We start from the raw sequence: 26,322 nt of genomic DNA on the forward strand, positions 1-26,322 counted from the left end.
CTAACTGATGTTAGACCTTTTTGTTTCGACACATACAATGGATGGAGGCGCTTCATAATGAAATTACGTCAACCAATGCCAGAACTAACTGGTGCAAAAGAATGGTTAAATGGAGAAGTAACAAAAGAAGATTTGATTGGTGACAAACCAACATTGATTCATTTCTGGTCAGTCAGCTGTCATCTTTGTAAAGAGGCAATGCCTCAAGTCAATCAATTCCGTGATGAATACAAGGATCAACTAAACGTTGTGGCAGTTCATATGCCTCGTTCAGAGGATGACCTAGATCTAGAAAAAATCAAAGAAGTTGCGAAAGAGCATGAAATCACGCAGCCAATCTTTGTGGACAGTGATCATCACTTAACAGAAGCCTTTGAAAACGAATATGTACCGGCATATTATGTATTTGATAAAACAGGTGCTTTGCGCCACTTCCAAGCCGGCGGAAGCGGAATGAAAATGCTTGAAAAACGTGTCAATCGAGTGCTTTCTGAGTCTGAAAAGGCTGCAGAATAAGCTTTCCCCCCATAAATGGGGGTTTTTTCATGGACAAAAATAGGAAGCATATGGCTTCGGATGAGTTTTTATGTAGGTGTTATTCTTAAGAAAAGAGAAAATGAGGGAGTTTATTAAAAAATATCCCTGAAACAAAAAGGTATAACGACCTATTTACATTTTTGTTTTGAAATGAAAATGTAAAGATTTTAACTTTTTACTATTCAGAACGTTTTTGCACAAAAGAAATTTCAGTTAGGTAAATAACTATATAAATCAAGTAGTATAAGCGTTTATTCAATTTTTTTACAATATTTTAAGATTTGTCAAAAGCCTATAGTGGCAATGAAATGGGTGCCGATTTTTCCTCTTTGGCAAAATTTTAGTTGAAAATACCTATCTGTTAGCAAACTGTAAAATGATAAAAAAATAGTTGATAAAATTAGTTTTCTAATCTAATATTTACTATAGAATATTTTTTATATGATGAGGGGGAAATCCATTGTTTAATGAGAGGGAAGCGTTACGTTTACGATTGGAACAATTAAACGAGGCAGAAGTAAAGGTCATCCGTGAATATCAAATTGAGCGAGATGCGATTTATGCAAAATTAAGAGAATTAGACCGTCAAGGAACAGGTCTAGTGTCAGATACAAAAAAAGAAGTACGTACAGAGAGAAAGACGGATTCACTGCCTGTATTAGCTGAGCTTGCTGCGCAAGAAATGAGAAGCTACCAGCAGCCGGCACAAACACAATCATCATCTTTAGGAACAGGACAGCTAAACGGTGCACCTGTAGGTATTCCTGAAGGATCGACAAGACGCAGAAGAGGCACAGCTCGTCCTGGCTCTAAGGCAGCGAAGCTTCGTGAAGCTGCGATTAAAACGTTAAAACGTCATAATGCAGCGATTAAAAGCTCAGAGCTTCAAAAAGAGATCGAAAAAGAGAGCGGTCTTGAAATTCCAAATATGACAACGTTTATGCAAAGCTTAATTAAAATGTACCCTGAAGTGAAGAAGCCTTATCGCGGACAGTATATTTTAGAAGGCGACATTCAAACAGAAGACGAATAAATAAAAAACTGCTGAGCGTAAAAGCCAGCAGTTTTTTATTTCGAGAATTACTTCTTTTGATCAACTGTATAGACAATTTTGCGTTCCTTGGGCAGGTGATCACGCTGTTTTTTGAAGCTGTCGATTTTGACTGTCATGACCTCTCCATTACGCTGCACTGCATCAACGTGTTCCTGAAGTGTTTGAACTTGTTCGTTGAGTTTCATCAAGATCGGTTCGATTTCTTCTGTCGTTTGCAGGATGCGGTCTCGTGAGAATGGCTGTGCATTTGTTTTTTCTAACTGGTCAATATCAGCAAAATGAGAGGCGATCCATTCTTCGCTTTCTGCTAACTGTTTTTGATAGCTTGTGAGCGTTTCGTAAAAAATCGCTTCTTTTGCTTTTTCTATTTGCAGCAATTTCTCTTGTGTTTCATAAAAACGCTCTTGAAGGTGTCTGACGCCTTCCTGTAATACATGAAACTCTGCATTTTTATCGCTCAATGTTTGCTGCAGCTTCTCAATCACTGCGGATAAAGTATTTCCTTTTTTCTCCTCTTTTGCAAGCTGTTTATCTTGATCCTCTATCCGCTCATTTAATTGTTGAGAGATTTCCTTATATTTGACAACTTTCAAATGCAGCCTGTGTTTTTCTTCGGTTTCTTTTCTTCTATGATAGGTTTCCTTTTGCAGCATCTCATGGAGAAGGACAATTTTATGTAATAATTCTGATTTGCTGTAGGAGAGTTCCTGTATTTTTGAGGCAGCATCGTGTTGATCATTGGTCATTTCATCCAATTGTTGTTTTAATTGCGTGAAATCCTTTTTCATCTCATGATATTCTTGAGTTAACTTCTTATTTTTAGAATACGTATATGAGGACTGTAAATCAGAGATCATTTGTTGATATTTGGCAGTTTCAGCTTTTAAGTATAAATTCTCTTGAGATAAATCATGGAATAGGGGAGAAGCATGGCGTCTGTTCATCGATAGACCCTCCTTATTCATGTTACCAATAAAGTATGCGAAAGGAGTGCGATTAGAACAACCATATCAAAGGAGGACTTAGAGGATGCACGTAGTGAATGTAATTTTAGCTGGAGGCGCTTCCAGACGCTTTGGAGAGCCAAAGGCAAGTCATATGTATCAAGGGAAACCATTATATGAGCATGTGAAAGATCAGCTTTTAGAAGGGCAGACGGTTATCATCAGCCATCCGTCGCTTCTTCCTTTTTTCAAAGCAAGAGGTGAACAAAGTGTGTGGTTAGATGATGAAGAGGTGCGCGGATGCGGACCGCTTGCCGGCATATATACGGCGATGCAAAAGCAAGAGGCAGAATGGTATTTAGTAACGGCATGTGACATGCCTTTCATACGGAAGGAAACGGCGGAAGTATTATCGTCCTATTGCAGCGAGCACGCAGATGCCATTATCCCGCTTGTTCAGGGCAGATTACAGCCTTTGTCTGCGCTTTATCACCGCCGCTCTCTGCCGTTTATTCGCGCGTGTTTAAAAGAGAATCAATTTGCCGTCAAGGACTTGCTTCAAAAGCTTCAAGTGCGTATCGTTTCAGAGGAAGAACTGAACGTGACATCAAATGAATTTCGTAATATCAATAAAAGAAGCGATTTACCTGAAAACGGTATGATATGATACATAAAAAACAGTGAGGAGAGAACAGCATTGAATGACCGATATTCAAGACAAATCTTGTTCCCTCCGGTTGGGGAAAAAGGACAGCATGCGCTGGTTGAAAGTCATGTTCTGATCGTTGGAGCCGGTGCTCTTGGTACCGCCTCTGCGGAAGGGCTTGTTCGGTCTGGCATCGGTACGCTGACGATTGTCGATCGTGATTATGTGGAATTTTCAAATTTACAGCGGCAGCAGCTGTACACGGAACATGATGCATACGCACATGTGCCAAAAGCAGCAGCGGCAAAAAAACGTCTCGAGCAGATCAATCATGAAGTGACGATACACGCCCTGATTGAAGATGCAGGGGCGGAGCTGTTAAGGCCGTTATTTCAGAGAGCAGATATCGTCATTGATGCAACAGATAATTTTGAGACAAGAATGGTGATGAATGATTTATCACTAGAAACGAAGACGCCTTGGATATATGGCGCTTGTGTGAGCAGTCAGGGGATGTATATGACCATATTGCCGGATAAAACGCCATGTTTATCATGTGTGTTCACGGCAATGCCTGTTGGCGGCTTGACGTGCGATACAGCGGGGATTATTTCACCTGCCGTTCAAATGGTTTCTGCTTATCAGCAAACAGAGGCACTCAAATATTTAACTGGTCATGAAGAGCAAATCGAGCGGAAATTTGTCACGTTTGATCTTTGGCAGTCTACATCATTTAAAATGGATTTATCTCGCACTAAAGAGAAGACCTGTCCAACTTGCGGCACGGCAAGAACCTATCCTTATTTACATGATCAGCGTAAAAAATCGACGGTCCTTTGCGGACGTGACACCGTTCAAATTGTATCGAAGGATTTAGCAAAACTATCATTTCAGCATATAAAAGAGCGGCTCTCATCTTTATGTGAGGTGGAAGTAAACGACTTCTTAATCCATGTACGCTACGAAAACTACCGAATGGTCTGTTTCAAAGGGGGACGTGCATTAATCCATGGAACAAATGATGAAAAAGAAGCCAATTCATTACTAGCAAGACTGCTAGGGATATAGGAGTGATGTGTGATGGAAAGACGGCAGCCAATACCAGTAGAAGAGGCCATAAAGAAAGTCCACCAATACGAAAAACATGGAGAAATAGAATGGGTCCCTTTAAAAGACAGCCTTGGACGGTTTATTGCAGAAGATATTTTGGCAGACCATGATGTTCCGGCATTTGATCGTTCTCCGTATGATGGCTTTGCACTTCGGGCAGAAGATACAAAAGAAGCGTCAAGTGCGCATCCAGTTGAATTCGAGGTCATTGATCATATTGGTGCAGGAATGGTCTCAGCAAAAACCATCGGTCCCTTTCAGGCCATTCGTATTATGACAGGAGCAAAAATTCCAAATGGCGCAAATGTCGTCATCATGATTGAACTGACGAAGACTTTTGAAAAAGGCGGCAAATCATTCATGTCACTGAAAAGACCGCTGAAAAAGGGAGACAATATTTCTCGTCAAGGAGAAGAAGTACTTAAAGGAAACGTGATGGTCAAAAAAGGAACAGATGTCACTCCTGGCGTCACGGCTCTATTGGCGACATTCGGATATGCGGTAGTGCCAGTTGTCAAGAAACCGGTGATTGGCATTATCTCAACAGGCACAGAGCTTCTTCAAGTAAGTGATGCCATGGTGGACGGCAAGATTAGAAATAGTAATCTTAGTATGGTCTATGCGCAAGTACTTGAGGCCGGAGCTGAGCCGCTTGATTTAGGCGGAGTCTCCGATGATTTTGACAAAAGTTATCATGCAGTAAAAGCAGCCATGAGCAAGGTAGACATTCTGATCACAACAGGCGGTGTGTCAGTGGGCGATTTTGACTTTCTGCCTGCCATTTATGAAAAGCTGGGAGCCAAGGTCCTGTTTAATAAAGTAGCCATGAGACCTGGAAGTGTGACGACTGTGGCTGCAATGCCGAATGGCCAATTGCTGTTTGGGCTGTCCGGAAACCCTGCTGCCTGTTTTGTGGGCTTTGAATTATTTGTGAAACCGATCATTTATAAATGGTATAGGAAAGAAAATCCGTTTCCCGGCTTCGCTGAGGCGAAACTCACACATGATTTTTCAAAAGCCAATCCATTCACTCGTTTTGTCAGGGCGGCCCTTCAATTCACTGGCAGTCAGATTAGTGTGACTCCAACAGGTCTTGATAAATCAAGTGCAGTGACCTCTATTGCAGAGGCTAACTGTTTCATCGTGCTGCCTGGGGGAACAAGAGGTTTTCAAGCAGGTGATCAAGTTGATGTTCTGCTGTTTCAGCACAAAGGCGGTGGGTCTCCATGCTGGATGACAAATTAAGCATATTACAGGTGGTCGGTTATCAAAATAGCGGCAAGACCACGTTGATCGAAAAGCTCTGTCAGCTGGCTGAATGTGAAGGGCTGAAGCTAGGCTGCTTTAAACATCATGGACATGGCGGGACACCAGATCGTCTTTTCAAAGAAAAAGATACTGATCGATATATTCAGGCAGGTGCATATGCCGCAGGTGTGGAAGGAGAAGGTGAATTTCACTTTTCGATGCAGGACTTCACGTTAGAGCAGCTGCTCAACATGTGTCAGCATCTTCCGTTAGACGCTGTTCTCATAGAGGGGTACAAACAGGCGCCTTATCGCAAAATCGTTTGTGTCAAGAATGAAGAGGAGCTTATTGACCTTTCAACTCTTTCTAATATACAAGCAGCTATTTATTTTTCTCAAGAGGATCCATTAACCGAAAATTACCCGTTTCCTGTGTTTTCAGCTTTTGATAAGCGCGGGATGACATTTGCTTTTCACTTATTGAAGGGAGGCGGCACGTTTTGAGCGAACTTTTTAAAATAACAAAAACGCCGATTGAGGTTAACGAATTGATTCAGCATGTGACAAGACGAAAGGCAGGAGCGATTACAACGTTTATCGGGACGGTCAGAGAATGGACAAACGGCAAGAAAACATTGCGTTTAACGTACGAAGCATACATACCAATGGCGGAAAGTATGCTAAGGCAGATTGGACAAGAAATGAAGAATCGGTGGCCTGACACTGAAGCTGCGATTGTGCACCGGATTGGAACACTTGAGATAACCGATATTGCTGTTGTGATCGCCGTTTCGTCTCCTCATAGGAAGGCTGCCTACGAAGCCAATGAATATGCTATTGAACGAATCAAGGAAATCGTTCCTATTTGGAAAAAAGAATATTGGGAAGATGGAGAGGCCTGGATAGGTGATCAGCTTGAAACGGTTTCATATCCAGAAGGTAAACCTAGCCATCTTCAACTTGCAGAAAAAGAAGGTGATCAGCATGATTAATGTGTTATTGTTCGCCGGCCTTGCTGAGAAGGCCGGTAAACAACAAATCATCATTCAAAAAGATCAAACAACGGTTGATGAGATTAAAATAGAATTACAGGAGGTATATGGTGTTGATGCTGCACAAAATGTAATGGTTGCAGTCAACGAAATATATACGAGGGGAAATGCTGAAGTGCGTAGCGGGGACACTGTTGCACTCATTCCTCCTGTAAGTGGTGGATAATAGATATTAGAGGATTTGGTTATGGCCACCCGGCTGTAACCAATTTTTTATGTGTGAAAAGTTTGTAGAGGTGCTTGGGTGTGATCTTCGTAAATAAAACATCCCCTTCTTGCTTTAGAAATGTGAGGATCGAGCTGCTGAATGAGATCATACAATTCGCTGATTCGTCTCACATTGAAATCTGTTTGAGCTTGAAGCTGTTCCTTTAATTCTTTTGTGCTCACAATGCTTCCCTTTTTCTCTTTAATAATATCTACACATCTTGCAGCGTAGTATATTTTGTCGTTAGAAGGTCTGCTTTCTTTCATATCAAGTAATTTGAGCTCATGATAAATCGATTCTCTTTCCTTTCGAAAGTATTGCCATGCTTCTTGTTCCTTTTCATACAGTAAAATCAATTGCATTTTCAATTTTTCTCTTAACATTCACTTGACTCCATTTCCACTATCATTTAACCTACCTCTATTTTACATTATATGAAAAAATAACTTTTGATCAAGTAAAATCCCTTTATTTTTAATTTTTTAATATGAAAGTATTGATACTAAAGACTTATTTGTTCTGTAAAAGAAACCATTCATAGTCCTATAAAGCCGGGATTTGCCGAAATTACTAGGATTATTTTAACAAAAAATTGTTGTGTCTATGTAAGACCATGCGAATCCAAAAGAAAAGGATATTTATTCCGAAAGACATATTGTTTACTTAATAAAATGTTTTTAAGTCAGTAAAAGCACGATTCTTGATATGAATATGGTCGGATCATGAGGTCATTTGAAGGATTTCATTCGTGAAAATAGAATAATAGATAAAATTTTTTCTCAACGAAAATAAGAAAATCAAATGATCGATCACTTATTGGCAATCTTTTGATAAAATAGAAAGAAAAAGAGCGTCATTGTGCGTTTGCATACTTGCTTGACATAGAGAGGATGACATTTGATGAAAGAAAACATGCAAAAACCTACGATCATTGGAGTGAGCACAAGACCATCAGAGCACCTGAAAAGAGTATGGGAACATCCAGTTGTTTGGTGGCCTTTATCTTGTGTGCTTATTTTAACAGTCGTTGTGACTTATTTGTCTGAGCTCGTAAATAAGGGAATGTGGGCAGATTTAAGTTTGCCGGTACCTGTTGTTTATGTGGTGACGCTCATTGGCCTGGTATTTGGCATTGTCATCAATGCAGCTATATATAAGTTCATCGTATTTTTAGCGAAAGGTGATGCATCATTTCGGCAGCTGTTTTCAGCGGTCCTGTTCATTACGCCCGTTACGATCATTGGAACGATTATTTCTCATTTGGCAGTAATCCTTTTTCATGTTCCAAAAGATGTCACGGTTACTTCGTTAAACGCACTCATTCGAATTTCTGGTCCATGGCAGGCGGTGTTAGCCAATATCGATTTATTTGTGATCTGGAATCTTGTTTTAACAGGCTTTTTATTCATCCAAGTTGGGCGTATATCACCGAGAATTTCTTGGGTGATTATAGGCGTCTTTTATATCTTATCGTTAATTTTTCAATATGTAGGAACAGCAATTAACATATCAGTAAGCTGGGGGTAGAATGTTTTTATGAGAAAGAAAATCATCATCGGATCTATTTTAATTATTGTGATTGGACTATTTATTGGATTTAATATTGCGAAAAACCAAGCAAAGCCTGTTTCTACAGCAGCGATTAAAACAGTCAAACTCACGCCGAAAGAAATCACATCTACGGTGATGACACCCGGGACACTTTCATTCTCTGAAGAGCAGTTCATCTATGAAGAAGAGGAAAAGGGGAAATTGAAGGGAATTGCTGTGAAAGAAGGGGAAAAGGTAAAGGCTGGAACGCCGCTTCTTACATATGAAAACAAGGAACTGGAGCTTGAGGAGCAGCAGCAAGCATTAGCCGCTGAGTCAAGTACATTAAAATTGGAACAATTGCAAAATAGGCTGAGTGAATTAGATGAGAAAAAAGCAGGCGGTTCTGACGCTAATGCCAAAAGCGAGCGAGATCAGCTTCAATTAGAACTGAAAGCGGCTGAATTAGAACAAAAGCAAGCAGAGATCAGCCAAGAAAAAGTAAAGGCGCAAATAGAAGATTTAACCGTACATAGTAAAATTGATGGAACAGTGATTTCCATTGAGCAAGAGGCCGGAGCAGGGGGGCCGGAAGATAGGCAGCCGATCATCCATATTGGTAATGAGAAAAAAATGATCGTGCGGGGTTTGATCTCAGAGTATGATGCCATCAAAATCAAAAAGAAACAAAAAGTGAAGGTAACGTCTGATGTCATTCGCGGGAAGAGCTGGCAAGGAGTCGTGAAAAAAGTAGGTGCTGTTCCTGTCCAGACTGCGGCCGAAACAACTTCGAGCGATCAAACGGTTCAATATCCTGTTGAAGTTGAAATAAAGGGGAAGAAACCTGAGGCGAAGCCTGGTTTTAAAATGATCATGGAAATTGAAACAGATAAGCGCCAAGCGCAAACAATTCCTGAAACAGCAGTAAAAAAAGAGACTGATGGACAATACGTTTATGTTGTTCGAGAAAATGTACTGAAAAAAGTAAAAGTGGTCATAGGGGAAACGTCAGGTCATGATCTTGAAGTGACAAAAGGTGTCAAGGCAGAGGATCAAATCATTGCTCATATAGCAGATGACATGTATGACGGAATGGAAGTGAATGCTGAATGATTCAGCTTTCCAACGTAACAAAAAGCTATGAGGTCGCACACGAAACATTTGATGTATTAAGTGACATGAATCTTGTCATTGAAAAAGGTGAGTATATGTCCATTATGGGCCCGTCAGGCTCTGGAAAGTCAACGTTAATGAATATTATTGGCTGTTTAGACCGCCCGACGACGGGACAATATCATTTTCAAGGTACAGAGCTGTCAGCAGCAAAGGATCAAGAGCTCGCGGTCATTCGAAATCAATCCATTGGATTTGTTTTTCAGCAATTTCACCTCCTGCCAAGGTTAAATGCGAGACGCAATGTTGAACTTCCGATGATTTACGCTGGGATCAGCCAAAAGGAAAGAAAAGAACGTGCGGAATTGGCACTTGAAAAGGTTGGTTTGGCAGATCGAATGAAACATATGCCAAGTGAGTTGTCAGGAGGACAAAAGCAAAGGGTGGCAATTGCACGAGCGATTGTCAATAAGCCTCAGCTTATTTTGGCAGACGAACCGACTGGTGCGCTCGACTCAAAAACAAGCATGTCAATTATGGAACAGTTTACACAGCTGAATGAGGAAGGGACAACGATTGTGCTTGTCACCCATGAAGAAGAAATAGCTGCGTATACAAACCGTACGGTCGTTGTGAGAGATGGACGGCTTGTTGAAGATAGATGGATGCAAGGGGACGCTATGAATGAAACTCTTTGAAAATATCAAAATAGCGCTGAATTCGGTTTTAGCTCATAAATTACGTTCTATTTTAACGATGCTTGGGATTATTATTGGTGTTGGATCAGTCATTGCAGTCGTGGCGATCGGTCAAGGCGGTGAGCAAATGTTAAAAGGATCGATTTCAGGTCCAAACAATACCATTGATATGACATATACGCCTTCTGACGAAGAGTTAAATGCAAATCCAAATGCTTTATTCGAAGCCTCATTTACTGAGGAAGACATAAAAAGCATTAGGACAATCAATGGGGTGAAGCAGGTCGCCTCCTCGACTGCACAAGGAATGCAGCTGAGATTTCAAGATACGACAGTTGATGCGACAGTTAACGGCATAAATGAGGGGTATACGGATGTACATTCATTACAAATCGCAGAAGGACAGAATTTAAGAGATATTGACTTTAGAAGCGGCAGAAGAGCTGCCCTCATCTCGGATGGCTTACAAAAAGAACTATTCAATGGACAAAAGGCATTAGGTGAACTGATTTGGATGAACGGACAGCCAGTTGAAGTCATCGGTGTGTTAGCAAAACAGAAAGGGATGTTTTCATTTGATATGAATGAAATATATGTCCCATTTGCGATGCTCACCTCCACATTTGGTATGAATGAATATGATAAGTTGTCTATTCAAGTCGCACATGCGGATCAAATGAAGGAAGTAGGAAAGAGCGCGGCTGTCATACTAAATGAAAATCATCATACAGAAGATGCTTACGAAATGATCAATATGGAAGAAATCGCAGAGGGGATCGGTCAAATAACGTCCGTTATGACAACGATCATTGGCTCAATAGCCGGAATCTCTTTACTTGTCGGCGGCATCGGTGTAATGAATATTATGCTCGTTTCTGTGACAGAGAGGACAAGAGAAATCGGTATTCGAAAGGCGATGGGAGCAACAAGGGCGCAAATTCTCGTTCAATTTTTAATCGAGTCTGTCGTTTTAACACTCATCGGCGGGCTGATGGGAATTGCACTTGGTTTAGGCGGCGCTTCGCTAGTATCACTATTTGCCGGCTGGCCGTCTCTCGTATCTTGGCAAGTGGTTTGTGGAGGCGTACTGTTTAGTATGCTCATTGGTATTGTTTTTGGGTTAATTCCTGCGAATAAAGCAGCGAGACTAGACCCCATTGAATCGCTCAGGTATGAATGATTCGGAGAAGAATTTAAAGCATACAAATGGTTTACATTTGTCTTCATTACACATCAAAAGCTTTTATGCAAACCGCATAAAAGCTTTTTTTAGTTCCATTGAATGAAATAAAAAATGATAGAAATGCTAATATCATGACTTTCATCTTAATGTCACATATTTTTCAGTTTACAAATGGTACATATAAAGGTAAGATGACCATGGTGAAAGATTTTGATAGTTATTGAATGTATTTGATTGTTTTGTATTGATAATGTTGAAAAAAGCGATTACAATAAAGGTGCGCGCAAAATGAATACGTTTTCAAAAGGGGTGTTCTCATGTTAACACCGGAAAGACATCAACTCATTATTGACAGCTTAGAAGAAAATGATGTCATTAAAATACAGGACTTAACGATGATGACGGATGCGTCTGAATCTACAATTAGAAGAGATTTATCAGCCCTTGAAGAAAAAGGATTTCTTAAAAGGGTTCATGGAGGAGCAGCCAAGATTTCGAGTATTCGCCTTGAACCAGATGTATTTGAGAAGTCTGCCAAAAACCTTCAAGAAAAGTCATTGGTAGCAGAGGCAGCGGCATCTCTTTTAAAACAGGGCGACTGTATTTATTTAGATGCAGGTACAACCACACAGCAAATGATTGAATATATCGATCCAGATCAAGATATTGTTGTGGTGACAAACGGTGTGATGCACATTGAAGCACTTATGAGAAAAGGCATTACCTTTTACTTGATAGGCGGATCAGTGAAACATCGAACAGGAGCCATGGTGGGAGCCGCAGCTTTGACAGCGATGGAAAATTATCGTTTTGACAAAAGCTTTGTTGGGACAAACGGCATTCATCCCGAGGCGGGTTTTACAACGCCTGATCCAGAGGAAGCACTCATGAAAAAAAGAGCCATGAAACAGGCGAAAAAAACCTATATCTTATCAGATGCCTCGAAGTTTGGCGAAATATCGTTTTCAACCTTTGCTAGTTTACAGGAAGCCACCATTATCACAAACGACGCAAAAGAGGATTCATTCGATAATTACCATGAAAAAACGGTTATAAAGGTAGTGAAAACATGATTTATACAGTTACTTTAAACCCATCAGTTGATTACATTGTACACGTGGAGGATTTTGCAGTCGGCGGTTTAAATCGTTCAACCTATGATCAAAAATATCCAGGTGGTAAAGGAATTAATGTCTCAAGGCTATTAAAACGTCACGGTGTTGAATCAAAAGCACTTGGATTCATTGGTGGATTTACAGGCAAATATATTCAGGATTTTTTACAGAACGAACAATTACAAACAGCCTTTCACGAGGTGTCAGAAGATACAAGAATTAATGTGAAACTAAAAACAGGTGAAGAGACAGAAATCAACGGACTCGGCCCATCAATTACTGAAGCGCAATTTGAGTCATTTCTATCTCAATTTTCTTCATTAACTGAAGGAGATGTCGTGGTTTTAGCTGGCAGCATTCCTTCTTCATTACCTCATAACACATATGAGCGTATTGCTGAAGTTTGCAAAGAGCAAGGTGTAAGAGTTGTTCTTGATATTTCTGGCGAAGCGTTAAAAAAAGCAGCTGACATGAAACCATTCTTAATGAAGCCAAATCATCATGAACTGGGTGAAATGTTTGAGACGAGTATTTCATCAGCAGAAGAAGCAATTCCTTATGGGAAAAAGCTGTTAGAACAAGGTGCTGAACATGTCATCGTCTCCATGGCTGGAGATGGCGCCCTTTTATTCAGTAAAGAAGGAATCTATCAGTCCAATGTTCCAAAGGGAACGCTCGTTAATTCAGTTGGAGCAGGAGATTCAGTCGTTGCAGGGTTTTTAGCCGGCGTTTCAAAAGGCCTTTCAATTGAAGATTCATTTAAGCTTGGTGTTACTTCAGGAAGCGCTACAGCCTTTTCTGAGGAGCTTGGCACAAAAGAGCTTGTTGACACACTATTACCACAAGTAAAAGTCACACGCATTTAAAGGAGGAGTCATCATGAAAATTACAGAACTACTCACGAAGCATACCATTAAGCTTCAATTAGACAGCCAGCAGAAAGAAGCAGTCATTGAAGAGCTGGTCACTGTTTTAGATACAGCAGGCAAGTTAAATGATAAAGAGGGCTACAAAGAAGCTGTGATCAATCGTGAAAAACAGAGCTCTACTGGTATTGGCGAAGGAATTGCCATCCCGCATGCTAAAACAGCGAGTGTAAAAGAGCCTGCTATTGCATTTGGCCGCTCAACTGCTGGTGTAGATTATGAATCACTAGACGCACAGCCGAGTCATCTTGTCTTTATGATTGCCGCAACTGAAGGCGCAAACAACACGCACTTAGAGGCACTTTCTCGTTTATCCACACTTCTTATGCGTGAAGAAATTCGAAAGCAGCTCCTTGAAGCGGCGACTGAAGATGAAATCATTGAGATCATCAATACACATGATCAAGATGATGAAGAAGAAGAGGAAGTTCAAGAGGAGCCGGCTGCAGAAGGAAAACCCGCTAAAATTTTAGCGGTAACCGCTTGCCCGACAGGCATTGCCCATACATTTATGGCAGCAGATGCTTTGAAAGAAAAAGCAAAAGAAATGGGCGTTGACATTAAAGTTGAAACAAACGGCTCTGGCGGTATTAAACATGCCCTTACAGCAAAAGAAATTGAAGAAGCACCAGCCATCATTGTGGCAGCGGACAAGCAAGTAGAAATGGAACGCTTTAAAGGCAAGCATGTCATTGAAGTCCCTGTAACAGCTGGTATTCGCCGTCCACAGGAATTAATTGAAAAAGCAATCAATCAAGATGCGCCGATTTATAAAGGTTCAGGCGGCAGTTCTTCTAAAGAGGAAAATGAATCATCTGGCAAAGGAAGAAGCGGATTTTACAAGCACTTAATGAGTGGTGTAAGTAACATGCTTCCATTTGTTGTCGGAGGCGGTATCCTTGTTGCGATTTCATTCTTCTGGGGCATTAACTCAGCAGATCCTAAGGACCCTTCATTTAATTCATTTGCAGCTGTCTTAAAAGGAATTGGCGGCGATAATGCGCTTGCCTTAATCGTTGCGGTATTGGCTGGATTTATTGCCATGAGTATTGCAGATCGTCCAGGTTTTGCGCCAGGTATGGTCGGTGGTTTTATGGCGTCAGCAGCAGGTGCAGGGTTCTTAGGCGGATTGATTGCTGGTTTCCTAGCAGGTTACATTGTTGTGCTGCTCAAAAAAGTATTCACATTCGTACCGCAGACACTCGACGGGATTAAACCGGTTCTGCTGTATCCATTGTTCGGTATTTTCTTCACAGGCATTATCATGCATTATATTGTCAACACACCAGTGAAAATGGTGATGGACGGATTAACACATTGGCTTGAATCATTAGGTACGGGAAACCTTGTCTTAATGGGTATTATTTTAGCTGGTATGATGGCAATTGATATGGGAGGCCCAATTAACAAAGCGGCTTACACATTTGGTCTTGCAATGATTGCTGCTGGCAACTATGCACCGCATGCTGCAATTATGGCAGGCGGAATGGTACCACCACTAGGTATTGCACTTGCAACAACGATCTTTAGAAATAAGTTCTCAAAACGTGACCGTGAAGCAGGGATTACATGTTACTTCATGGGAGCTGCCTTCATCACGGAAGGAGCGATCCCATTTGCGGCGGCAGATCCTCTTCGTGTGATTCCTTCAGCTGTTATTGGTGCAGCAGTTGCTGGCGGATTAACGGAATTCTTCAGAGTGACGCTTCCTGCACCGCATGGCGGACTATTTGTTTTCTGGGTAACAAATCATCCAGTTCTTTATATCATCAGCATCTTAATCGGTGCCGTTGTGACAGCGATTTTACTGGGTATTTTGAAAAAACCAGTCAGACAAGAAGCGTAATGCAGGAGAGAAGCATCGTGTAAAACGGTGCTTCTTTTTGTTTAATTATCAGTGAATTAGGAAAAAATATCTAATTAGATGGTTGTTTTGTGAATTTTTAAATGACATATGATAAAGTAAAGTTATTCAATTCACGTTTCAAGTCTTTTAGCAGAAAGTCTTAGGAGGAAGCAGTATTTTGAACGAAGAAAACAAACAAAACGAAAATGAAATTCAATCTGATGCGAAGCAAGCCAAAACAGAGAAGAAAAGTTCACTATTTGAATGGATCAAAGCCATTTTAATCGCACTTGCGCTCGTCTTGCTCATCCGTACGTTTATATTTGAACCGTATGTGGTGGAAGGGGAGTCAATGGAACCGACACTTCATGACGGGGAAAAGCTGTTTGTCAACAAAACCATTAACTATCTCGGTGGTGTGAAACGCGGTGACATCGTGATTATTAATGGAAAAGATGGTCAGAAGATTCATTATGTCAAACGATTAATCGGCCTTCCAGGTGATACGATTGAAATGAAGGATGATACGCTTTACATTAATGGAAAAAAAGTAGATGAGCCTTATTTAAAAGAGAACAAGGCGCATGCGAAAGAGTATGAAGTGCATTTAACTGGAGATTTTGGTCCAGTAAAAGTACCGAAAAACGATTACTTTGTGATGGGGGACAACAGACTCAATTCCATGGACAGCCGAAATGGACTTGGCCTCATTGAAAAGGATCGGGTTGTCGGGACATCAGAATTTGTTTTCTTCCCATTTGGCGATATTCGACAGACAAAATAAAAGCACCTTCTCATGGGCAAGAGAAAGGTACTTGAACGAGCGACCCTTACAGAAGGGTCGTTTTTAATTTGGTGTGAGCACCGTCACAATGATCACAATCGCAAGAACAGAAGCGAACACAGATCCGGTAATGGCTAAAACGGATCGAAACAATCCGATCTTTTGGTTTTCTTTTCCCCGCTTTTGTAAAAAGCGTTTGGAAAAGATGTGAACCAGTGTGTAAATCAGGACAAGCCCAATATAAAGGCCAAAGTCCCTCGCATTAAAGCCTGTTGCAGATAAATAAATGCCCATAAAGAAAATCAATAAACAGTATTCCATCAGTGTGAGTAATCTCAAATCGCCCGAACTCCTTCAATCAATCATTCCCGTTTATTATATCATAATAGACAAAAAGCCTTCGTTCTTAGCGAGAGACGTTTCTATCAAACGTTATTCATGTTATACTTCATAATGATGAATGAGTGATGGAGGATTAATAAATGATTGCAGTAAATAATGTTAGTTTGCGCTTTGCTGATCGTAAACTATTTGAAGAAGTAAATATTAAATTCACTCCTGGCAACTGTTACGGATTAATTGGTGCCAATGGAGCTGGTAAATCAACGTTCCTAAAAATTCTTTCTGGCGAAATTGAGCCTCAAACGGGCGATGTTCATATGAGTCCTGGCGAGCGTTTAGCGATTTTAAAACAGAACCACTTTGAATACGAAGAGTTTGAAGTGCTGAAAGTCGTCATCATGGGTCACAAACGTCTATATGACGTGATGCAGGAGAAAGATGCGATCTATATGAAACCTGATTTCTCAGATGAAGACGGGATTCGTGCAGCAGAACTTGAAGGTGAATTTGCCGAATTAAACGGCTGGGAAGCTGAAAGTGAAGCAGCGATCCTATTAAAGGGTCTTGGCATTCCAGAAAGCCTTCAATCGAAGAAAATGTCTGAGCTTGGCGGTTCTGAAAAGGTAAAAGTACTTTTAGCTCAAGCTTTATTTGGCAAGCCTGACGTTCTTCTTCTCGATGAGCCGACGAACCACTTGGACTTACAAGCAATCCAGTGGCTCGAAGAGTTCCTCATTAACTTTGAAAATACCGTCATCGTCGTTTCGCATGATCGTCATTTCTTAAATAAAGTATGTACTCATATTGCGGATCTTGATTTCGGAAAAATCCAAGTATATGTCGGTAACTATGATTTTTGGTATGAGTCCAGCCAGTTAGCGCTGAAACTAAGCCAAGAAGCAAATAAGAAAAAAGAAGAACAAATTAAGCAGCTTCAAGAATTCGTTGCCCGGTTTAGTGCGAACGCTTCTAAATCGAAGCAAGCGACATCAAGAAAGAAATTGCTTGATAAAATCTCTTTAGATGACATTAAGCCGTCCTCACGTAAATATCCGTATGTTCATTTTGCACCAGAGCGCGAAATCGGAAATGATGTCCTTCAAGTAGAAGGTCTATCAAAAACAATTGACGGTGTAAAAGTACTGGATAATGTCAGCTTTATTATGAACCGCGAAGATAAAATTGCGTTCTTAAGCCGTAATGAGCTTGCTGTGTCCACATTATTTAAAATCCTTGCTGGTGAAATGGAGCCAGACAGCGGATCATTTAAATGGGGCGTCACAACGTCACAAGCCTTTTTCCCGAAAGATAATAGTGAATACTTTGAAGGAAACGATGTTGATCTCGTTGATTGGCTCCGTCAATATTCTCCGAATGATCAAAGCGAAAGCTTCCTGCGTGGTTTCTTAGGACGTATGCTTTTTTCTGGGGAAGAAGTGAAGAAAAAAGCAAGTGTCTTATCAGGAGGAGAAAAGGTTCGTTGTATGTTATCAAAAATGATGCTGTCTGGAGCGAATATTTTGCTGCTGGATGAGCCAACGAACCACTTAGACCTAGAATCCATTACAGCGCTGAATAACGGTCTCATGAGCTTTAAAGGAGCCATGCTCTTCTCATCTCATGACCATCAGTTTGTTGAAACAGTCGCAAACCGGATTATCGAAGTGACGCCAAATGGCATCGTCGATAAACAAACAACATATGATGAGTTTTTATCAGATCAAGACATCCAAAAAAGACTTGAAGAGCTTTACGCATAACACAAAAAAGACATCCAAATGTGGATGTCTTTTTTTGATTAAATCGCCCAGTTTCCATTTCGGAAGATCGGTTCGCGTTTCCCGTCTTTTGTGATTCCGTCAATATTCATTTCCTTTGAACCAATCATAAAATCAACGTGTGTAATACTGCTGTTCACACCCGCAGCATCCAATTCCTCTCGTTTCATTTCTTTTCCGCCTTCGATATTAAACGCATATCCGCTGCCGATGGCAAGGTGATTTGATGCATTTTCATCGTAAAGTGTATTGTAATAAAGAATATTTGAGTTAGAAATTGGTGAATCATCTGGTACGAGGGCAACCTCACCTAGATAATGAGAGCCTTCATCTGTTTCAACGAGAGATTTTAACATATCTTCGCCTTCTTTTGCTTTCACATCCACAATCCGGCCATTTTCAAAGGTTAATGAAAACTCATCAATGATGTTTCCAGCATAGCTGAGCGGCTTTGTGCTTGAGACTGTCCCGTTTACACCGTCTTTTTTCGGTACGGTAAAGACTTCTTCTGTCGGCATGTTGGCCATGAACGAAACGCCGCGTTCACTTACGCTGCCAGCACCTACCCAAATATGCTGCTCTGGAAGCTCGATCGTTAAGTCTGTGCCAGGTGCTTCATAATGAAGCTTGTGGTAGTGGCGTTCATTGAGTATTTTGACCTTTTCGTTTAATGACGCATCATGCTTTTTCCAAGCCTCAACTGGATCTGCTTGATCAGCGCGTGCGACTTTAAAGATTTGATCCCACAATAACGTGACAGCTTCTTCATCTGTATGGTCAGGGAAAATCTTTTTCGCCCATTCTTTTGATGCAGCACCTACGACTGTCCAAGCGACTTTGTCAGATTGAACGTATTGACGATATGTATGTAGTGCTGAACCAGCAGCTTTTTGCTGTGCAGCGATTTTTTTCGAATCAATGCCTCGCAAAAGGTCAGGGCTTTCTGACAGGATGGTAATAAAAGCGCCTCCGCGTTTTGCGATGGTTTCCATCATCTGTGCTTCCCATTCAGGGAATTGCTCAAATACATCTTGCGGTGCATGTTCATACTTTAAACGGGTGAGAACACCATCACTCCAGCGGATATGTACGTTTTTCGCCCCGCGCTCATACGCGTGTTTCGCTACAAGACGAACAAGATGTGCAGATTCAGTAAATGCGGATACAACGACTTCCTGCCCCTTTTGTACATTCACACCGACTTCAACGATGGTCTTCGCATATTGATCTAGTTGTTTTTCAAATGAACTCATAAAAAACCCCTCCTTTAGTCATGTTCATCATATCAGATTTATGACCGAAAAGGAAAATGGGGAGCCCGTTTAAAGCCAAAATAAAAAAGCCGCTTTCGTGCGGCTTTTTTAGCGGTTCAGTTGTTTCACAGGCTGTGCATTAGAAGGCGGCATATGTGAAAACGACAGGCTCATTCCTCCTAAAATAATACCCGTTAAAATGACTGTGACAACGACCCGTTTACCTAAATCAAGCAACATGTTCTTCCTCCTTCACGTTTATCCATTTCTCACGATATGATCAAAATGACAAAAAAAGAAGTAGAACAAGAAGATTATTTTAAAGTTTTTTGCAATTTGTCGATCACTTCTAATGAACGACCTGTTCCAATGGCAACAGATTCAAGGGGATTGGCTGCAATATGGACTGGAACAACAATCTCTTGAGAAAGCCATTCTTGAATTCCATTTAAAAGAGCGCCTCCGCCAGTTAAAATGACGCCGCGGTCTACAATATCTCCGCTTAGCTCTGGAGGGCTGTCCTCTAATGTGGCACGGATCGCTTCTAAAATATGAAGAAGTGATTCTCGCATGGCGCCTTGAATTTCATGAGAGACAAGTGTGATCGTTTTTGGCAGACCTGTCACAAGGTCGCGACCGCGCACTTCTAATGATTCAGGCTCATGTTCAATAAGACCATATCCAATTTCCATTTTCACCTGCTCGGCAGTCCGTTCGCCGATTAATAGGTTATATTTCTTTCTGACAAACGTAATGATATCTTCATCCAGCTGATCGCCGCCAATTCGGATCGAATGACAAGAGACAACGCCGCCAAATGAAATGATCGCAACTTCTGTTGTTCCGCCGCCAATATCGACTACGACGTTCGCAACAGGCTCGTCTACCGGAAGATCAGCACCGATTGCAGCTGCAACAGGTTCTTCAATTAAATGCACATGTTTTGCTCCGCAGTTTTTCACAGCATCGCTGATGGCGCGGCGCTCAACAGCTGTTGAACCAGAAGGTGTACATACAACGACAGTTGGCTTTCTGAAGGTAAACCCGATATTTTTTCCTGCTTTTTTCATGATTTGTTTAAGTAAATCTGTTGTCATATCATAATCAGCGATGACACCGTCTTTCATCGGACGGATCGCAACAATTTTCCCAGGTGTTTTCCCGATCATTTCTTTTGCTTCTGATCCGACGGCAAGTACAGTCTTTGTTTCTGTATCGACTGCTACGACGGACGGTTCATTTAAAATAATTCCCTTATTTTTACTATAAACCAATATGTTAGCTGTTCCTAAATCAATTCCAATTTCGGCATTTTGAAACATGTTTTCACCCAATCTCTATTTTTGCTGTTTTAAACAATTTTACATTTAAAAGTTCAGAGGGTTGATGTCATTTGTGGGGGTTTGTGATCACCTTGAAATGAATCTGTAAAATTCAAGTATCATTTTGACAATCACAATAAATTTTCCCTTTGTTTTTTCTTTTATGAAAAAAATTTTTATAGAGGAGAAACCTTTTAAGAATCTCTTACGTCTACGATATATCAATTGGTGAAAAACAGATTGATCTTGAGCTAATGAAAGAAAGAGGGAACGAAATTGAAATCTATCGGAGTCGTAAGAAAAGTAGACGAACTAGGGCGTATTGTGATGCCAATCGAATTGAGAAGAGCACTTGATATCGCTATTAAAGACAGTATGGAATTTTTTATAGATGGAGATAAAATCGTCTTGAAAAAATATCAGCCAGAGGGCGTTTGTCTCATGACTGGTGAGATTACATCAGAGAACCATGAATATGGAAATGGTCAAATTACATTAAGCGCTGAAGGCGCAGAACTGCTGTTAAAAGAACTGCAAGAAGCTCTTCAGAAGTAATCAAAATAGCCTGCTCTCTTCCTTTGTGCTGAGAACAGGCTATTTTTTCTTTAAAAAAGTTCCTTAAAAATGCCCCATCTCCCTCAAAAAATAAGTGGAAAATGGTACAATTGACAAAGAATCTCAGGGCGGCAGGTGGAATCATTTGAACAAAACATATCAAGTGCGGATCGTGTTATCTGTTCTTGCATTTATCTTAATCATAAGCTGGGATTTCTTTTATTATGTAGGCGGCTATCAAATTAATTGGCCGCTCGATCTAGCCTTTACAGTCGTTGTGTTAGCAGGGATCTGGGTTGTCTCAGGATATGTAGACCGCTTGAATTTACTTGTGTCAGATCTAAATAAGAGAGAAAAAGAAGCACACGAACTGACAGAGCGGCTGAACCGAATTACAGATAACTTGCAAGAAATTGTCTTTGAAACAGATGAAAAAGGGCACATCATTTTCTTAAATCAAGCATGGAAACAAATGACCGGCTATGACATAGATGAATGTCTAGGTACGATGTACAATCAGTACTTTGATCAAGAAGAAAGAGTTATTCAGCATTTGTCATCTGTCATCAAAGAGCATAAAGATTCAGGGCGGATCGAGCTGCAGCTTCTTCATAAAGAGGGAAAGAAAGTATGGGGAGACGTTCATTATAAGCTCTACTTTGATGAGGAGCACCAGTTTACTGGAGGTATTGGAACAGTTGCAGATATTACAAAACAAAAGCTGGCAAAGCTTGAGCTTGAAAAATCAAATCAACAAGTGCAAATGCAGGCGCAAAAGCTGGCCGTTGCAGGACAAATAGCCGCTGGAATCGCCCATGAAGTCAGAAATCCGCTGACCTCAGTAAATGGCTTTTTGCAGCTGATGAAAACACAATATCCTGAAAGAACCGATTATTTTGACATTATCTTTTCTGAAATTAAACGGATTGATTTTGTTTTAAGTGAGCTGCTGGTGCTGGCAAAGCCGCAGTCGGTCCATTTTCAAGAAGTTCAGCTTCATGGACTGTTAGAACAGGTGATTACATTGCTAAAAACCAATGCAGTCCTTTCGAATATTGATCTCAAACAGCCATTTAAAAAGCAGGATGCCGGCGCTATATTAGCAGACGCTAACCAAATGAAGCAGCTGTTCATTAATTTAATCAAAAATGCCATTGAGGCAATGCCTGAAGGCGGCAGTATATACATATCAACAGAAAAAGTGATGAACGAATGGAAAATTACCATTCAAGATGAAGGAAAAGGGATGTCTGAAGAGGATATTCAGAAAATATATGATCCTTTCTTCTCCACAAAAACAGAAGGGACGGGACTTGGCCTCACCATCTGTGCAGCGATTTTAAAAGATCATCACGGTAGGATGGATGTGGTCAGTGAGCTGGGAAAAGGTACAGCTTTTCATATCTATTTACCTGTGTGGCAAAAAAGCAGACACCAGCAAGGCGAGAGGACGTGATTTCATGAAGGAGAAAGCTTTATTTGTATATGGGACGCTTCTGCAGCATGAAGAGCACCACGAGACGTATATGAAAGAAAGCAGGCCATTAGCTAAATCAGCTTGGATCAGCGGCAGAATCTATGATACAGGTCAAGGATACCCTGCGTGCGTTCTAAAAGAGAAAAGCACAGTATATGGAGAATTGTACGAGGTAACCGCAAGCACGCTGAATAAGATAGATTTGCTTGAGGAAGGGTATGACAAGCAGGTGGTCGATGTCATGACAGACAAAGGGCCGGTGGCGGCTGTTACATACACTTTACCAAAGCAGAAGGCATCATCGCTGAAGGAGATCGAGAGCGGCTGCTGGAAGGAATATAGAATGTGGCAGCAGCAGCCGGCATCCTTCTATTATTTTGCCTATGGCTCCTGTATGGATGATGCAAGATTTAAACTGGCAGAAGTTGATCATTATTTTAAACAAATCATCGGCGGCGGTGCTCTGAACGGCTTTACAACTAGATTTACATTGGTAAGGCCTGATGGATCAAGAGCCGATATGGTAGAAGACGGCGGAGAAACAGAGGGTGTTTTATATGAGGTTCCTTTTGATGCCATTCGATATTTGTACAAACGAGAAGGCGTCTATGAGGGCACATATCGTCCAGCTTTTGTCGATGTCAAAATAGGTGATCAAATATATGAAGACTGTTTAACCTTTCTTGTTCTTCAAAAGAGCGAAGAAATTGCTCCGCCAGGTCATTACCGCAGTGAAATTGAAAAAGGAGCAGATCTTTACTTAAGTGAAGCATTCCGCAAAAAAATTCGCTCGCATATGGATTCATTAATCAAACCGTAGTAAAATGCATGGTAAGTGAGATAAAAGGAGTCTGAACATGAAAAAGGAATATGCAGTCATTGGTCTTGGACGCTTTGGCGGAAGTATTTGTAAGGCGCTCAGCGAAGAAGGACTTGAAGTCATGGCCATGGATATGAATGAAGATCGAGTGAACGAATACGCGAAAATTGCGTCACATGCGGTCATTGGTGATTCGACGGACGAATCTGTTTTAAAAAATCTCGGCATTCGCAATTTTGATCATGTCATCGTTGCGATTGGTGAAAACATTCAGGCCAGTATTTTAACGACGATTATGCTGAAAGAGCTTGGCGTTAAAATGGTCACAGTAAAAGCGCAAAACGATTACCACGAAAAGGTGTTAAATAAAATTGGAGCTGATCGCATCGTTCATCCAGAGCGGGACATGGGCAGACGAATTGCACATAAAATCATCTCCAATAACGTATTAGATTATCTTGAGCTGTCAGATGAGTACAGCCTCATTGAAATCGTTGCCAACAGCAGGCTTGCAGGGCATTCTCTTTTAGATCTCGATATTAGAGCGAGATATGGCATTAATATTGTGGCGATTAAGCGTGGAAAAGAAGTGATTGTTTCACCGCTCGCAGATGAAATGATTCAAAAAGAAGATATTCTGATTGTCATTGGGGCAGTTGCCGATATCGGACGTTTTGAAAAACGAGAAATGCAGAACGATTATTAAACACTCCTAGGCGGGGTGTTTTTTAATATGATTGTGTACACATGAGGTGGACAGTGAAGAGGGAAGAAGACATTTAAAAGGGCTGTTTTGTTCTGCATAAACAGCTAAAGTCATTCATCATATTTTTCATGCAATTATCACTATTCAGAAATAAAAATCAGTCTTTTTATCTGGGTGATTTTCTCTAAATGTCATTGACTGGGCAAACAGATTCGTTTACGATAAGAAACATTATATTGTTTACTTGGAGGAGGCAGTGTCGTTGGATAAGGAGCTTTTCAGACATCAAATTGAGGTAGCTGCAAAGAGAAAAAAAGCAGCCCTAGTGATTAAACATGCGAAAGTTATGGACGTGTTTAACCAGGAATGGATAGACGCTGATGTCGCTGTTGAAAATGGACAAATAGTAGGGATTGGAGAGTACGAGGGAGAACAGGAGCTGGATGCAGCAGGTCAAATGCTTGTACCCGGTTTTATTGATGGCCACGTTCATATCGAGTCCTCTATGGTTACCCCTGCTGAATTCTCCAAAGCTGTCGTCCCGCGCGGTGTGACAACTGTCGTAACAGACCCGCATGAAATTGCCAATGTGTCAGGGGTCACAGGCATCCGTTTTATGCTGGAAGAAGCGAGAAAAGCTGCCTTAAATATTTATTTCATGCTGCCATCCTGCGTACCGGCAGTCAGTTTTGAACGATCAGGTGCTGTTTTAAAAGCGAAAGATTTAAAGCCTTTGTATCAAGAGAAAGAGGTTCTTGGTCTTGCTGAGGTGATGGATTACGTCGGTGTGGAGCAGGCAGAAGAAGATATGCTTCAAAAGCTGCTTGATGCTCAAAACGAGAATAAATTGATTGATGGCCATCTAGCAGGCTTAACAGACCGATTAATAAACGTTTACCGCACAGCGAATGTCCAAACAGATCACGAGGTGACAACAGCCGAAGAAGCCCTTGCACGTGTAAAGAGAGGCATGTATGTCATGCTGAGAGAAGGCTCTGTTGCCAAAAACGTGAAAAGCGTTTTACCAGCTGTGAATGAAAAGAATGCAAGACGCTTTTTCTTTTGTACCGATGATAAACATTTAGATGATTTAATGGCTGAAGGAAGTATTGATGAACAAGTACGCATGTCTATAAAAGAAGGGTTAGACCCATTTTTAGCGTATCAAATGGGAAGTTTAAACGCAGCAGAGTGTTTTGGCCTCAAAACAAAGGGAGCCATTGCGCCAGGCTTTGATGCTGATTTTATGCTCGTCTCTGATCTTCATCAAGTAGACATTACCAGCGTATTTATTGCTGGAGAATTAGTGGCGCAGCATGGAGAGTACAAGCCAGGTGTCGAAAAAATTGCACCGAGTCCAGCCTTATTACAATCTGTTCATGCTATAGACGTTCAAGAGCAAGATCTGGCTCTGCCTATCACAGCTCATCAAAAAATGAATGTCATCCGCATTATTCCAAATCAGCTAGAAACAAAATTAGAACAAATCTCTCCTTCAGAAACGAACGGACAATTCACTAGTGATACAGAAAGAGATGTATTAAAAATGGTGCTTGTCGAACGCCATCAAGGCTTATCTGAAATGGGGATAGGGATTGTCAGCGGCTTTGGATTAGAAAAGGGCGCAATTGCAACAACGGTTGCACATGATTCTCACAATTTAATTGCGGTTGGCACAAATGATGCTGATATCGTGAAAGCCATTGACGCGTTAAAAGAAGCAGGCGGCGGTTTGACTGTTGTCAAAGAGGGCCAGACTCTTCATACACTGCCATTACCGATCTCTGGTTTACTTTCAGATCAGCCGGCACATCTTGTAAATGAAAGCCTTCATGCACTCCATGAAGCGTTAAAAGAAACAGGTTTTATTTTAGACTTTAACCCGTTTTTGACGCTGTCCTTTTTGGCACTCCCAGTCATTCCTGATGTGAAAATGACGACAAAGGGTTTGTTTGATGTCAGAAGCTTTCAGCATCTCCCAATTCAATCATAAAAAGAGAGAAACCGCATATGTATATATGCGGTTTTTTCAATGAACAGTGAAAAAAAGAGACACAGCCAAGCGGCTTGTGTCTC

28 protein-coding genes are annotated in these 26,322 nt (G+C 41.0%); 22 read left to right on the plus strand and 6 right to left on the minus strand.

The window, feature by feature from the left end; all coding sequences use genetic code 11:
• Positions 1-57: 57 nt before the first annotated feature.
• Both NSQ34_RS06745 and rok read left to right on the plus strand, forming a co-directional pair.
• Complete coding sequence (locus NSQ34_RS06745; RefSeq protein WP_024424727.1) at positions 58-516, plus strand: TlpA disulfide reductase family protein; 459 nt, start codon at positions 58-60, stop codon at positions 514-516.
• Positions 517-997: 481 nt separating this feature from the next.
• Positions 998-1,570 (plus strand): transcriptional regulator Rok, encoded by a 573-nt coding sequence (gene rok, locus NSQ34_RS06750; RefSeq protein WP_025092353.1) that lies wholly within the window; start codon positions 998-1,000, stop codon positions 1,568-1,570.
• A 47-nt stretch (positions 1,571-1,617) separates the two neighbouring features.
• On the opposite strand, the gene NSQ34_RS06755 is transcribed toward rok, so the two are convergent.
• Complete coding sequence (locus NSQ34_RS06755) at positions 1,618-2,535, minus strand: sigmaE regulated sporulation protein (protein ID WP_268456186.1); 918 nt, start codon at positions 2,533-2,535, stop codon at positions 1,618-1,620.
• An 85-nt stretch (positions 2,536-2,620) separates the two neighbouring features.
• On the opposite strand from NSQ34_RS06755, the gene NSQ34_RS06760 reads away from it, so the two are divergent.
• From NSQ34_RS06760 to moaD, 6 genes are read left to right on the plus strand one after another with little or no spacing between them, the layout of a single operon-like run.
• The gene (locus NSQ34_RS06760) at positions 2,621-3,202 is read left to right on the plus strand and encodes a molybdenum cofactor guanylyltransferase (protein WP_268456185.1); all 582 of its coding nucleotides are present in this window, start codon (positions 2,621-2,623) and stop codon (positions 3,200-3,202) included.
• Between the two features lie 30 nt (positions 3,203-3,232).
• A complete protein-coding gene (locus tag NSQ34_RS06765; RefSeq protein WP_034623325.1) occupies positions 3,233-4,249 on the plus strand; it encodes a ThiF family adenylyltransferase in 1,017 nt (338 codons plus the stop codon).
• 9 nt (positions 4,250-4,258) lie between these two features.
• Positions 4,259-5,536 (plus strand): gephyrin-like molybdotransferase Glp, encoded by a 1,278-nt coding sequence (gene glp, locus NSQ34_RS06770; protein WP_268456184.1) that lies wholly within the window; start codon positions 4,259-4,261, stop codon positions 5,534-5,536.
• Positions 5,518-6,042 (plus strand): molybdopterin-guanine dinucleotide biosynthesis protein B, encoded by a 525-nt coding sequence (gene mobB, locus NSQ34_RS06775; protein WP_024424784.1) that lies wholly within the window; start codon positions 5,518-5,520, stop codon positions 6,040-6,042. Before glp ends, mobB begins: the two co-directional genes overlap by 19 nt.
• On the plus strand, positions 6,039-6,530 hold the full coding sequence (locus NSQ34_RS06780) for a molybdenum cofactor biosynthesis protein MoaE (RefSeq protein ID WP_268456183.1): 492 nt from the start codon (positions 6,039-6,041) through the stop codon (positions 6,528-6,530). The genes mobB and NSQ34_RS06780 overlap by 4 nt, the downstream gene beginning before the upstream one ends.
• Complete coding sequence (moaD, locus tag NSQ34_RS06785) at positions 6,523-6,756, plus strand: molybdopterin converting factor subunit 1 (protein WP_024424733.1); 234 nt, start codon at positions 6,523-6,525, stop codon at positions 6,754-6,756. The genes NSQ34_RS06780 and moaD overlap by 8 nt, the downstream gene beginning before the upstream one ends.
• A 47-nt stretch (positions 6,757-6,803) precedes the next feature.
• On the opposite strand, the gene NSQ34_RS06790 is transcribed toward moaD, so the two are convergent.
• Positions 6,804-7,181, minus strand: a complete 378-nt coding sequence (locus NSQ34_RS06790; RefSeq protein ID WP_024424734.1) for a hypothetical protein — start codon at positions 7,179-7,181, stop codon at positions 6,804-6,806.
• A gap of 517 nt (positions 7,182-7,698) precedes the next feature.
• Between NSQ34_RS06790 and NSQ34_RS06795 the strand changes: the two genes are divergently transcribed.
• The 8 genes from NSQ34_RS06795 (at position 7,699) to lepB (ending at position 15,993) form a co-directional block, all read left to right on the plus strand.
• Positions 7,699-8,325, plus strand: coding sequence for a YIP1 family protein (locus tag NSQ34_RS06795; protein ID WP_176967462.1), 627 nt, complete (start codon positions 7,699-7,701; stop codon positions 8,323-8,325).
• Between the two features lie 9 nt (positions 8,326-8,334).
• Positions 8,335-9,441 carry an efflux RND transporter periplasmic adaptor subunit gene (locus NSQ34_RS06800; protein ID WP_176967461.1) on the plus strand — a complete coding sequence of 369 codons (1,107 nt, stop codon included), beginning with the start codon at positions 8,335-8,337 and terminating at the stop codon, positions 9,439-9,441.
• Complete coding sequence (locus NSQ34_RS06805; RefSeq protein WP_034281612.1) at positions 9,438-10,139, plus strand: ABC transporter ATP-binding protein; 702 nt, start codon at positions 9,438-9,440, stop codon at positions 10,137-10,139. The genes NSQ34_RS06800 and NSQ34_RS06805 overlap by 4 nt, the downstream gene beginning before the upstream one ends.
• Positions 10,126-11,319 carry an ABC transporter permease gene (locus tag NSQ34_RS06810; RefSeq protein WP_024426880.1) on the plus strand — a complete coding sequence of 398 codons (1,194 nt, stop codon included), beginning with the start codon at positions 10,126-10,128 and terminating at the stop codon, positions 11,317-11,319. The genes NSQ34_RS06805 and NSQ34_RS06810 overlap by 14 nt, the downstream gene beginning before the upstream one ends.
• Before the next feature lie 320 nt (positions 11,320-11,639).
• Positions 11,640-12,395 (plus strand): DeoR/GlpR family DNA-binding transcription regulator, encoded by a 756-nt coding sequence (locus NSQ34_RS06815; protein ID WP_039178192.1) that lies wholly within the window; start codon positions 11,640-11,642, stop codon positions 12,393-12,395.
• Positions 12,392-13,303, plus strand: coding sequence for a 1-phosphofructokinase (gene pfkB, locus NSQ34_RS06820; RefSeq protein ID WP_034281616.1), 912 nt, complete (start codon positions 12,392-12,394; stop codon positions 13,301-13,303). The genes NSQ34_RS06815 and pfkB overlap by 4 nt, the downstream gene beginning before the upstream one ends.
• A gap of 13 nt (positions 13,304-13,316) precedes the next feature.
• Positions 13,317-15,209, plus strand: a complete 1,893-nt coding sequence (locus tag NSQ34_RS06825; protein ID WP_024424741.1) for a PTS fructose transporter subunit IIABC — start codon at positions 13,317-13,319, stop codon at positions 15,207-15,209.
• A gap of 211 nt (positions 15,210-15,420) precedes the next feature.
• Positions 15,421-15,993, plus strand: a complete 573-nt coding sequence (gene lepB, locus NSQ34_RS06830) for a signal peptidase I (RefSeq protein ID WP_029706712.1) — start codon at positions 15,421-15,423, stop codon at positions 15,991-15,993.
• A 63-nt stretch (positions 15,994-16,056) separates the two neighbouring features.
• Here lepB and NSQ34_RS06835 read toward each other — a convergent pair whose 3' ends face one another.
• Positions 16,057-16,332, minus strand: a complete 276-nt coding sequence (locus NSQ34_RS06835; RefSeq protein WP_024424743.1) for a hypothetical protein — start codon at positions 16,330-16,332, stop codon at positions 16,057-16,059.
• Between the two features lie 143 nt (positions 16,333-16,475).
• Between NSQ34_RS06835 and NSQ34_RS06840 the strand changes: the two genes are divergently transcribed.
• Entirely contained in the window at positions 16,476-18,095 is a 1,620-nt protein-coding gene (locus tag NSQ34_RS06840) for an ATP-binding cassette domain-containing protein (RefSeq protein WP_024426884.1), read from the plus strand.
• A 38-nt stretch (positions 18,096-18,133) separates the two neighbouring features.
• Here NSQ34_RS06840 and NSQ34_RS06845 read toward each other — a convergent pair whose 3' ends face one another.
• The 3 genes from NSQ34_RS06845 to mreBH form a co-directional block, all read right to left on the minus strand.
• The gene (locus NSQ34_RS06845; protein ID WP_034281621.1) at positions 18,134-19,366 is read right to left on the minus strand and encodes an aminopeptidase; all 1,233 of its coding nucleotides are present in this window, start codon (positions 19,364-19,366) and stop codon (positions 18,134-18,136) included.
• Positions 19,367-19,474: 108 nt separating this feature from the next.
• Complete coding sequence (locus NSQ34_RS06850; protein WP_003210922.1) at positions 19,475-19,606, minus strand: protein YkpC; 132 nt, start codon at positions 19,604-19,606, stop codon at positions 19,475-19,477.
• A gap of 74 nt (positions 19,607-19,680) precedes the next feature.
• Positions 19,681-20,688 carry a rod-share determining protein MreBH gene (gene mreBH / locus NSQ34_RS06855; RefSeq protein ID WP_024424745.1) on the minus strand — a complete coding sequence of 336 codons (1,008 nt, stop codon included), beginning with the start codon at positions 20,686-20,688 and terminating at the stop codon, positions 19,681-19,683.
• A 276-nt stretch (positions 20,689-20,964) separates the two neighbouring features.
• On the opposite strand from mreBH, the gene NSQ34_RS06860 reads away from it, so the two are divergent.
• From NSQ34_RS06860 to ade, 5 genes are all read left to right on the plus strand, one after another.
• Positions 20,965-21,243 (plus strand): AbrB/MazE/SpoVT family DNA-binding domain-containing protein, encoded by a 279-nt coding sequence (locus tag NSQ34_RS06860; RefSeq protein ID WP_024424746.1) that lies wholly within the window; start codon positions 20,965-20,967, stop codon positions 21,241-21,243.
• 145 nt (positions 21,244-21,388) lie between these two features.
• On the plus strand, positions 21,389-22,699 hold the full coding sequence (locus NSQ34_RS06865; protein ID WP_046310821.1) for an ATP-binding protein: 1,311 nt from the start codon (positions 21,389-21,391) through the stop codon (positions 22,697-22,699).
• Positions 22,700-22,703: 4 nt separating this feature from the next.
• The gene (locus NSQ34_RS06870; RefSeq protein WP_070325777.1) at positions 22,704-23,540 is read left to right on the plus strand and encodes a gamma-glutamylcyclotransferase family protein; all 837 of its coding nucleotides are present in this window, start codon (positions 22,704-22,706) and stop codon (positions 23,538-23,540) included.
• Between the two features lie 37 nt (positions 23,541-23,577).
• Positions 23,578-24,246, plus strand: coding sequence for a TrkA family potassium uptake protein (locus NSQ34_RS06875; RefSeq protein WP_008345123.1), 669 nt, complete (start codon positions 23,578-23,580; stop codon positions 24,244-24,246).
• Positions 24,247-24,508: 262 nt separating this feature from the next.
• The gene (gene ade / locus NSQ34_RS06880) at positions 24,509-26,239 is read left to right on the plus strand and encodes an adenine deaminase (protein ID WP_264316087.1); all 1,731 of its coding nucleotides are present in this window, start codon (positions 24,509-24,511) and stop codon (positions 26,237-26,239) included.
• Positions 26,240-26,322: the final 83 nt, after the last annotated feature.

Origin of the sequence: Bacillus sp. FSL P2-0069 (genome assembly GCF_038593315.1) — a bacterium.
GTDB lineage: Bacteria > Bacillota > Bacilli > Bacillales > Bacillaceae > Bacillus > Bacillus safensis.

Coding starts and splice junctions, on each gene's coding strand:
- NSQ34_RS06795 (WP_176967462.1), top strand. CDS start 7,699: ATGAAAGAAAACATGCAAAAACCTACGATCATTGGAGTGAGCACAAGA.
- NSQ34_RS06745 (WP_024424727.1), top strand. CDS start 58: ATGAAATTACGTCAACCAATGCCAGAACTAACTGGTGCAAAAGAATGG.
- NSQ34_RS06755 (WP_268456186.1), bottom strand. CDS start 2,535: ATGAACAGACGCCATGCTTCTCCCCTATTCCATGATTTATCTCAAGAG.
- NSQ34_RS06845 (WP_034281621.1), bottom strand. CDS start 19,366: ATGAGTTCATTTGAAAAACAACTAGATCAATATGCGAAGACCATCGTT.
- NSQ34_RS06805 (WP_034281612.1), top strand. CDS start 9,438: ATGATTCAGCTTTCCAACGTAACAAAAAGCTATGAGGTCGCACACGAA.
- NSQ34_RS06790 (WP_024424734.1), bottom strand. CDS start 7,181: ATGTTAAGAGAAAAATTGAAAATGCAATTGATTTTACTGTATGAAAAG.
- NSQ34_RS06850 (WP_003210922.1), bottom strand. CDS start 19,606: ATGTTGCTTGATTTAGGTAAACGGGTCGTTGTCACAGTCATTTTAACG.
- NSQ34_RS06875 (WP_008345123.1), top strand. CDS start 23,578: ATGAAAAAGGAATATGCAGTCATTGGTCTTGGACGCTTTGGCGGAAGT.
- mreBH (WP_024424745.1), bottom strand. CDS start 20,688: ATGTTTCAAAATGCCGAAATTGGAATTGATTTAGGAACAGCTAACATA.
- NSQ34_RS06870 (WP_070325777.1), top strand. CDS start 22,704: ATGAAGGAGAAAGCTTTATTTGTATATGGGACGCTTCTGCAGCATGAA.
- NSQ34_RS06840 (WP_024426884.1), top strand. CDS start 16,476: ATGATTGCAGTAAATAATGTTAGTTTGCGCTTTGCTGATCGTAAACTA.
- NSQ34_RS06810 (WP_024426880.1), top strand. CDS start 10,126: ATGAAACTCTTTGAAAATATCAAAATAGCGCTGAATTCGGTTTTAGCT.
- NSQ34_RS06800 (WP_176967461.1), top strand. CDS start 8,335: ATGAGAAAGAAAATCATCATCGGATCTATTTTAATTATTGTGATTGGA.
- NSQ34_RS06760 (WP_268456185.1), top strand. CDS start 2,621: ATGCACGTAGTGAATGTAATTTTAGCTGGAGGCGCTTCCAGACGCTTT.
- mobB (WP_024424784.1), top strand. CDS start 5,518: ATGCTGGATGACAAATTAAGCATATTACAGGTGGTCGGTTATCAAAAT.
- pfkB (WP_034281616.1), top strand. CDS start 12,392: ATGATTTATACAGTTACTTTAAACCCATCAGTTGATTACATTGTACAC.
- NSQ34_RS06825 (WP_024424741.1), top strand. CDS start 13,317: ATGAAAATTACAGAACTACTCACGAAGCATACCATTAAGCTTCAATTA.
- moaD (WP_024424733.1), top strand. CDS start 6,523: ATGATTAATGTGTTATTGTTCGCCGGCCTTGCTGAGAAGGCCGGTAAA.
- NSQ34_RS06815 (WP_039178192.1), top strand. CDS start 11,640: ATGTTAACACCGGAAAGACATCAACTCATTATTGACAGCTTAGAAGAA.